The following is an 8,462-nucleotide window of genomic DNA, read 5'->3' as shown; positions in this document are numbered from 1 at the left end:
TTATTCTGGGATACCCGTAAGGTTACCCACAACCCGCCCTGGATCCCTTGCGGCTAGTAAGCATAGACGTAATCGACACGATCAGCGGTGACGCGGATCATGATCCCGCAGACAGGATCGCTGTGGGATCCTTGCGCTTTATCGCAGAGTCCGTATAATTCGCGGCCTGCGCGTAGCGCCTGTTTTCTGTGCTGAGCAGTCCATTTTTTGTGCTGTTCAAACAGAAAATCCGGGACCACCGGGAAGTTTCAGGCGGGTAAAACGCGGATGTTAATTGACTCGGGGCTGTACAATTATTACAATCCCGCCTCTTTATTATGCGATAGAGGCGTCGGTCACTTTTCACGCCGAGTAGCCAAACGCGTTTACTGTGAAGTCTTAAATCAAGTTTAGGTAGAAATCGCCATGAAACGCACTTTCCAACCGTCCGTATTGAAGCGTAACCGTAGCCACGGTTTCCGTGCTCGTATGGCCACTAAAAATGGTCGTCAGGTTCTGGCCCGCCGTCGTGCGAAAGGCCGTGCTCGTCTGACTGTTTCCAAGTAATAAAAGCTAACCCTTCGAGTGGTTACGCTCGCTTTTCCCAGGGAGTTACGTCTGTTAACTCCCAGCCATTTCTCTTTTGTCTTCCAGCAGCCTCAACGGGCCGGCACGCCGCAGATTACCATCCTCGGTCGCCCGAATACGCTGGGACACCCTCGTATTGGCCTCACCGTCGCAAAAAAACACGTCAGACGGGCTCACGAACGTAATCGTATCAAGCGCCTGACACGTGAAAGTTTTCGTTTGCGTCAACATGAGCTGCCCGCGATGGATTTTGTCGTCATCGCCAAAAAAGGGGTGTCTGAACTGGATAACCGTACGCTAACGGAAGCGTTGGAAAAATTATGGCGCCGTCACTGTCGTTTGGCTCACGCCTGCTGATCGGCCTGATACGCGGGTATCAACGCTTTATCAGTCCGCTACTTGGACCGCACTGCCGCTTTCAGCCGTCGTGCTCCCAATATGGCATTGAAGCAATACGCCGGTTCGGCATGATAAAAGGCTGTTGGTTGACGCTCAAACGCGTATTAAAATGCCACCCTTTGAACCCTGGTGGTGATGATCCCGTACCGCCAAAACCCGACAATAACAGAGAACACTAACGATGGATTCGCAACGCAATCTTCTTGTCATCGCTCTGCTATTCGTGACGTTCATGATCTGGCAGCAGTGGGAAACGGACAAAAATCCACCCGCGACCACCCAGACCACGCAACAGGCGAATGGCGCTGTAGGCGATGCAGCCAACCAGGGCGTACCTGCCAGCGGTCAGGGTAAACTGATCACCGTGAAAACCGACGTGTTGTCGCTGAACATCAACACGCGCGGCGGCGACATTGAAGAAGCCGACCTGCTGGCTTACCCGGCAGAACTGGGCTCCAACCAGCCGTTCAAACTGCTGGAAAGCACCCCGGCCTTCACCTATCAGGCACAAAGTGGCCTGACCGGTAAAAACGGCCCGGACAACCCGGCGAACGGTGCACGTCCGCTGTATACCGCCTCGGCGGATCGCTTTGAACTGGCCGCAGGCCAGAACGAACTACGTATTCCGTTGACCTATACCGATGCTAACGGCGTCAGCTTCACCAAAACCTTCGTGTTAAAGCGTGGTGAGTACGCGCTGAACGTGGAATACAGTGTCAACAACACCAGTGCACAGCCGCTGGAACTGACGCTGTTCGGCCAGTTGAAGCAATCTATCGATTTGCCGTCGCACCGCGACACCGGCAGCAACAACTTCGCCCTGCACACCTACCGTGGCGCCGCGTTCTCTTCCAGCGACGATAAATATCGCAAATACAGCTTTAGCGATATGAAAGAGAACCTGAACATCAACACGCAGGGCGGCTGGGTTGCGATGCTGCAACAGTATTTCGCTACCGCCTGGGTGCCGAACGCCGCCGCGAGCAATACGTTTTACAGCGCCAACCTTGGCAATGGCTTAGCCGCTATCGGCTTTAAGTCTCCCTCGGTTGTCGTACAGCCGGGCAGCCAGCAGAACCTGAACGCCACCCTGTGGGTCGGCCCGGAAATTCAGGACAAAATGGCCGCCGTTGCACCGCACTTGGACCTGACTGTTGATTACGGTTGGTTGTGGTTCATCTCCCAACCGCTGTTTAAACTGCTGAAATTCCTGCACGGCTTTATCGGCAACTGGGGCTTCTCCATCATTGCTATCACCTTTATCGTGCGCGGCATCATGTACCCGCTGACCAAAGCGCAGTACACCTCGATGGCGAAAATGCGCATGCTGCAACCGAAATTGCAGGCGATGCGTGAGCGTATCGGTGACGATAAACAGCGCATGAGTCAGGAAATGATGGCGCTGTACAAGACAGAGAAAGTGAACCCGCTGGGCGGTTGCTTCCCGCTGGTTATCCAGATGCCTATCTTCCTGGCGTTGTACTACATGCTGATGGGCTCGGTGGAACTGCGTCACGCGCCGTTCGCACTGTGGATTCATGACCTCTCGGCGCAGGACCCGTACTACGTGCTGCCGATCCTGATGGGTCTGACCATGTTCTTCATCCAGAAGATGTCGCCAACCACGGTCACCGACCCGATGCAGCAGAAGATCATGACCTACATGCCGGTTATCTTCACCGTGTTCTTCCTGTGGTTCCCGTCAGGACTGGTACTGTACTATATCGTCAGCAACCTGGTGACCATCGCCCAGCAGCAGTTGATTTACCGTGGGCTGGAAAAACGCGGGCTGCATAGCCGCGAGAAAAAGTAACCGGTTGATTGCCCAATCAATCTCATTATGAGGCGGTCACTGACCGCCTTATTTTTTTACAGTAAGACAACCCCGTAACCGTGCCTGAAAACAGGCAAAAAGGCAGAGAGAACACCATGAGCCATACCGACACCATCGTTGCCCAAGCCACTCCGCCGGGACGCGGCGGCGTAGGTATTCTGCGCATCTCCGGCCGACAAGCCTCAGCGGTGGCACAAGCCGTACTGGGTAAGCTGCCTAAACCGCGTTACGCCGATTACCTGCCTTTCCATGACGTTGACGGCAGCGTGCTCGATCAAGGCATTGCCCTGTGGTTCCCCGGCCCAAACTCCTTTACCGGTGAAGACGTGCTGGAGCTACAAGGTCATGGCGGCCCGGTGATCCTCGACCTGCTGCTCAAGCGCGTCGTGGCACTGCCGGGTGTGCGCATCGCCCGCCCCGGCGAATTTTCCGAACGGGCGTTTTTAAACGACAAACTGGATCTGGCGCAGGCTGAAGCGATTGCCGATCTGATCGACGCCAGTTCTGAGCAGGCTGCCCGTTCCGCTGTCAACTCGCTGCAAGGTGTCTTTTCCTCCCGTGTTCATCAACTGGTGGAAGCACTCACTCACCTTCGAATCTATGTGGAAGCCGCGATCGATTTCCCCGATGAGGAGATCGATTTTCTCTCCGACGGCAAAATTGAGGCCATGCTCAATGCAGTGATAGGCGATCTGGAAGGTGTACGTGGCGAAGCGCGGCAGGGCAGCTTATTACGTGAAGGGATGAAAGTGGTGATTGCCGGTCGACCCAACGCCGGTAAATCCAGCCTGCTGAATGCGCTGGCCGGGCGCGACGCCGCCATCGTCACCGACATCGCCGGTACCACGCGCGATGTGCTGCGTGAGCACATTCATATCGACGGTATGCCGCTGCATATCATTGATACCGCCGGGCTGCGCGAAGCCAGCGACGAAGTAGAACGTATCGGTATTGAACGGGCGTGGCAGGAAATAGAACAGGCCGACCGGGTACTGTTTATGGTCGATGGCACCACCACGGACGCGGTAGAACCTGCGGCTATCTGGCCAGAATTTATGGCAAGACTACCAAGCCGATTGCCGATCACCGTCGTGCGTAACAAAGCGGATGTCACCGGCGAACCGCTGGGTATTGAAGAGGTAAACACTTACTCACTTATCCGCCTTTCCGCCCGGACGGGTGACGGTGTAGACCTGTTGCGTGACCACCTCAAACAAAGCATGGGATTTACCAGCAACACCGAAGGGGGCTTCCTGGCCCGCCGTCGCCACTTACAGGCGCTGGAACAAGCGGCACAGCATCTACAGCAAGGCCACGAACAACTGGTCGGTGCATACGCCGGTGAACTGCTGGCCGAAGAGCTTCGACTGGCACAGCAGGCGTTAAGTGAAATCACCGGTGAATTCACCTCCGACGATCTGCTGGGGCGGATTTTTTCCAGTTTTTGCATCGGCAAATAACGACAGTGTATTAAGGCCTTGATGTATCAGTACCTATGTATCAAGGCCTATGCATCAAGGCCGGAAATCCTCACCAGATGAACCGTGAGCCAAAGCAGCTCATTACCGCCAAGGGTGATATCGAGCCGAACCTTGACGTAATCACGTATGAGCAAAGCACCACGGTATGCGTCCGGGTACTCCTTAATCACCTGCGCTAGCAAGAAACTGTCGCGCGCGGTGCTAATCTCCCCTTCCTGTAATCGCTGAAGAAAGAACTGCATATGAGTCATAAACCGAGAGTAGTTAATCGACTCGGTATCGATTTCTTTCTTAAAGTGATACTGCACGAGATTAAAAATATCCTTTAGCATCTTCACCGACTGCATGGCTTGCGCCACGTCATCACCCTCACTCTGGCCGTTCACCAGATGAAAAGCAATATTACCGGATTCCTCTTCCGGCAATTCAATACCGTACTGCTGGCGAATAATCGCCACCGCTTCGCTGGCGACGCGAAATTGCTGCGGATAAAAGCGCCGGACTTCCGGCAACAGGCGGTTTTGAATTACGATGCCTTTGCGGCTGCGTTCTATGGCAAAGGTCAGGTGATCGGCAAGGGTAAAAAAAATCTGCTCACGAACTTTGCTGGAAAGCTGCAAATTGGCACGGGAAATAATCATTGCAGCCATTTCAATAACTTCATCAGGAATGGCTGAGAGTCCCTCAATATAGCCGCTGCGTTTTTCGAACGATTGGGTAACAAACAGCTTTTCTATTTTCTCCTGTGCAATCTCATCACCAGGTCTGCTGTTAAAGCCAATACCTTTGCCCATAACGATAACCTCCCTGTTATCGTCATCACTAGAGAGCACCAGGCTATTATTGAGTACCTTCTGAACGATCATCGCTGCGATTCACCGTAACTACCGTTTTGCGCAATCACATCCTTATACCACCAGAAACTGCGTTTGCGGATTCTCTGCAGGCTCTTTAAGTCATCCTCACCGCGATCGATGTAAATAAAACCGTAGCGTTTGGCATAGCCTTGGTGTGTGCTGACCACATCAAGTGCTGCCCACGGGCAATAGCCCATCAACTCGACACCATCGGCGATCGCCAAACGCATCTGTTCGATATGCGCATCCAGGAAGGCGATGCGGTAATCATCGTTCACCGTACCGTCATGTTCCAGCTTATCCGGCGCCCCCATACCATTTTCGCTGATCAGAATCGGTAGGCCATAGCGTTCACATACTTTACGCAGGGTTAAACGCAGGCCCACCGGGTCGACGACCCAACCGTAAGGCGTTTTACCAACCCACGGATTTTCCGCTGGCCTATAAACCCCCTCTTCACCCAACATAATCTGCTGGTCGCCCGCGCGTGGCGCAACATCTGCACCATCCCCCCGGCTAGCGGCAATCGTCGCGGTCGAGTAGTAGTTGATAGCGATAAAGTCAGGCCGCCCCTGCTGCAAAATAGACAGATCGTCCACCTGCATGTCCGGCGCAAGACCACGATCCTGCAAATAGGCCCATGCCAGAGCGTTATAGCGGCCATGTACCGCAACATCCAGAAAACTCCAGCAGCGCAATGTTTCCCAGTTGTGTGCAGCAATAGCGTCTTCTGGTTTGCAGCTCTGTGCATACATTGACGTGGTATTGATCGCCGGGCCGATGCGCAGCCCCGGGAATTCCCGGCGACAAAGTGCAAAGATCTGCGCTTGAGCCAGCATCATATGGTGATTCTGCTGATACAGCGCCTTCTTATCCGGCAGTGTACGGTCAGTTGGCACGCCTATCGCACCGGGGTGAAGGATCATGGTATTTTGTTCATTAATCGTCAGCCACAGCGGGACTTTATCGGCAAATTCGCTAAACAGCAGTCGCGCGTAGCGAACAAACGCCGCTCCGGTGTTGCGGTTCAGCCAGCCGCCTTTTAACTCCAGAGCCCAAGGCAGATCGAAATGATACAGGGTAACGATAGGTGTTATCCGGTGGCGAGTCAGCGCGTCAATCAGGCGATGATAAAAAGCCAGTCCAGCCGGATTCACCACACCATCGCCATCCGGGATGACCCGTGACCAGGATACCGAAAAACGATAAGCCTTCAGCCCCATTTCAGCCATCAGAGCAACATCTTCCTCTACATGATGATAGTGATCGCTGGCGATGCGAAAGTCTGCGGTTCCCGGCGGATGGTCGAGCATATCGACAACGGACGGCCCTTTACCGTCTTCATTCCACGCGCCTTCGACCTGATAGGCTGAGGTTGATGCTCCCCACAAAAAACCATCTGGGAATCGGGTCCGCTGTTGGTAGATCATACTCGTGCCTCCTTAACTGATTGCACCATCAACTCATCGCCATAATCGACCTGCTCATTGGCCGTCACACGTAGAGAATGCGGTTTATCGTCATTCACGACGATCACCGGAGTGATCAAATCGTACCCAGCTTGTTCGATAGCCGCGATATCAAAATGGATAAGCTCCTGCCCGGCCTTGACTTCATCGCCTAACTTCAGCGACGAACGAAAGTGCTGGCCGTTGAGGTTGACGGTATCAATACCGATATGAATCAGCAGTTCCAGGCCACTATCACTTTGCAGTCCAACAGCGTGACATGAAGGCAGGAAGATGACGACTTTGCCGTTAAACGGCGCGCGCAATACCCCTTCCTGCGGGCGAATCGCCACTCCCTGCCCCAGCAAACCGCTGGAAAAAACATCATCATTCACTTCGCTTAACGCCACCACCTGTCCGCGCAGCGGGCTTAACACAGCTATCTCACCGTCAATCTCACCGTCACCTTTCAGGCGCGTGTCCAACGGTGCAACCTCACGGTTTTTTGCTTTATCTTCTGGGGTATCTTCAAACCCAATGAACCAGGTAAGGGTGAATGTCACCACGATAGAAATCGCGCAAGTCACCAGCGCATGGACGATATTCATCGGATTTTCGCCGATAAATGCCGGGAGCGCCGCAAGGCCTGGGGAGACAAACGCGTAGCGCACCAGCCCGCTAAAACCGGCATACATCCCGGCACAACCACCGCCTATCATCGCGGCAATCAGTACGCGGCGATATTTGAGCAAGACCCCATAAAGCGCCGGTTCGGTGATGCCCAGCAGCGCGGTAAAACCCGATGAGGAAGCTAACTGGCGCAGGCTGCTATTCTTGGTTTTCAACGCGACGCACAACGTTGCCGCCCCCATCGCCACATTTGAAGCCAGCATTCCCGGGCCATTAATCATTTCGTGGCCGTTTTTACTCAACTGCCCCGTGGCAATGGGCGTCATCGCCCAAGCGGTTCCCGTAATAATCAGGAAAGGTTGCAAGGTCCCCATCAGCATAGGAATGAGCCAACTGGCATGACGGTCAATAGCGCCCGCACCTGCCGCGACCAGATCGTTTAGCAGAATCCCTAACGGGCCGACCACCACGAGCGCCAGCGGAGCGGTGATCAGCAGAATCAGCATTGGCTTAACAAAGAACTTGATTATCGAGGGGGATACTTTCTCGGCAAAACGTTCCACCCAGGACATTAGCCATACCGTCAGAATGATTGGCAATACAGACCCGGCATAATCAGAAAGCAGGACGTGAATGCCGACAAAATCCACCGCTTTACCGGCTGCCAACATCTGACCAATGCCTGGATGTAATAGCACGCCCGCCAGAGTCATCGACAAAATCGGGTTGCACTCAAACTTCAGCGAGGCGCCATACGCCAGCAGAACCGGCAGGAAGAAGAAAGCGGCGTCAGCAACAATACTCAGCAGTTGATATGTCGAGCTGGTTTCGCTAATCAGTCCCGTTAACTTGAGAATCGCCAGTAGCGCTTTAATCATCCCTGCGCCGGTGATGGCAGGGATCACTGGGGTGAAGGTGGTTGAAATCACACTGATAATACGCGCCACAATACCGTTAGGTTGACTATCTTTATCGCCGCTGACGCGACCTTTCCTCTCAGGCAGCGCTTTATTGATCAAACGAAAGACCTGCTGTACCTCATTACCAATAACAATCTGAAACTGCCCGCCTTTCTCTACCACGCTGATAACGCCGGGAATAGCGCTAATTTCTGCATCGTTTACCGTTGCACGATCATTAAACTCCATGCGCAGTCGGGTCGCGCAATGCGTGATCATTCGGATATTATCCCCCCCTCCCACTGAGTGAAGGATTTTCTCTGCTATTTCTTTATAGTTCATAGTGT

8 protein-coding genes are annotated in these 8,462 nt (G+C 53.7%); 5 read left to right on the top strand and 3 right to left on the bottom strand.

What is annotated here, in order from left to right:
• Nucleotides 1-405: 405 nt before the first annotated feature.
• From rpmH to mnmE, 5 genes are all read left to right on the top strand, one after another.
• Nucleotides 406-546: a 50S ribosomal protein L34 gene (rpmH, locus tag DD586_RS21645; protein WP_000831330.1), complete on the top strand. Its 141-nt coding sequence runs from the start codon at nucleotides 406-408 to the stop codon at nucleotides 544-546.
• Between the two features lie 18 nt (nucleotides 547-564).
• Nucleotides 565-924: a ribonuclease P protein component gene (gene rnpA / locus DD586_RS21025; RefSeq protein ID WP_012886808.1), complete on the top strand. Its 360-nt coding sequence runs from the start codon at nucleotides 565-567 to the stop codon at nucleotides 922-924.
• Entirely contained in the window at nucleotides 888-1,145 is a 258-nt protein-coding gene (gene yidD / locus DD586_RS21640; RefSeq protein WP_012886807.1) for a membrane protein insertion efficiency factor YidD, read from the top strand. Before rnpA ends, yidD begins: the two co-directional genes overlap by 37 nt.
• A 2-nt stretch (nucleotides 1,146-1,147) precedes the next feature.
• On the top strand, nucleotides 1,148-2,779 hold the full coding sequence (gene yidC / locus DD586_RS21020) for a membrane protein insertase YidC (RefSeq protein WP_012886806.1): 1,632 nt from the start codon (nucleotides 1,148-1,150) through the stop codon (nucleotides 2,777-2,779).
• A 116-nt stretch (nucleotides 2,780-2,895) separates the two neighbouring features.
• Entirely contained in the window at nucleotides 2,896-4,260 is a 1,365-nt protein-coding gene (gene mnmE, locus DD586_RS21015) for a tRNA uridine-5-carboxymethylaminomethyl(34) synthesis GTPase MnmE (RefSeq protein WP_012886805.1), read from the top strand.
• Nucleotides 4,261-4,307: 47 nt separating this feature from the next.
• Here mnmE and DD586_RS21010 read toward each other — a convergent pair whose 3' ends face one another.
• From DD586_RS21010 to DD586_RS21000, 3 genes are read right to left on the bottom strand one after another with little or no spacing between them, the layout of a single operon-like run.
• The gene (locus tag DD586_RS21010) at nucleotides 4,308-5,147 is read right to left on the bottom strand and encodes a PRD domain-containing protein (RefSeq protein WP_012886804.1); all 840 of its coding nucleotides are present in this window, start codon (nucleotides 5,145-5,147) and stop codon (nucleotides 4,308-4,310) included.
• Complete coding sequence (locus DD586_RS21005) at nucleotides 5,144-6,568, bottom strand: glycoside hydrolase family 1 protein (RefSeq protein ID WP_012886803.1); 1,425 nt, start codon at nucleotides 6,566-6,568, stop codon at nucleotides 5,144-5,146. The genes DD586_RS21010 and DD586_RS21005 overlap by 4 nt, the downstream gene beginning before the upstream one ends.
• Nucleotides 6,565-8,457 (bottom strand): beta-glucoside-specific PTS transporter subunit IIABC, encoded by a 1,893-nt coding sequence (locus DD586_RS21000; protein ID WP_012886802.1) that lies wholly within the window; start codon nucleotides 8,455-8,457, stop codon nucleotides 6,565-6,567. Before DD586_RS21000 ends, DD586_RS21005 begins: the two co-directional genes overlap by 4 nt.
• Nucleotides 8,458-8,462 lie beyond the last annotated feature (5 nt).

Origin of the sequence: Dickeya parazeae Ech586 (genome assembly GCF_000025065.1) — a bacterium.
Taxonomy (GTDB): domain Bacteria; phylum Pseudomonadota; class Gammaproteobacteria; order Enterobacterales; family Enterobacteriaceae; genus Dickeya; species Dickeya zeae.
The sequence above is the reverse complement of the archived record's forward strand: the minus strand, read 5'-3'. Positions and strand labels throughout refer to the sequence as shown.

Coding starts and splice junctions, on each gene's coding strand:
- rpmH (WP_000831330.1), top strand. CDS start 406: ATGAAACGCACTTTCCAACCGTCCGTATTGAAGCGTAACCGTAGCCAC.
- yidD (WP_012886807.1), top strand. CDS start 888: ATGGCGCCGTCACTGTCGTTTGGCTCACGCCTGCTGATCGGCCTGATA.
- yidC (WP_012886806.1), top strand. CDS start 1,148: ATGGATTCGCAACGCAATCTTCTTGTCATCGCTCTGCTATTCGTGACG.
- mnmE (WP_012886805.1), top strand. CDS start 2,896: ATGAGCCATACCGACACCATCGTTGCCCAAGCCACTCCGCCGGGACGC.
- DD586_RS21010 (WP_012886804.1), bottom strand. CDS start 5,147: ATGATCGTTCAGAAGGTACTCAATAATAGCCTGGTGCTCTCTAGTGAT.
- DD586_RS21005 (WP_012886803.1), bottom strand. CDS start 6,568: ATGATCTACCAACAGCGGACCCGATTCCCAGATGGTTTTTTGTGGGGA.
- DD586_RS21000 (WP_012886802.1), bottom strand. CDS start 8,457: ATGAACTATAAAGAAATAGCAGAGAAAATCCTTCACTCAGTGGGAGGG.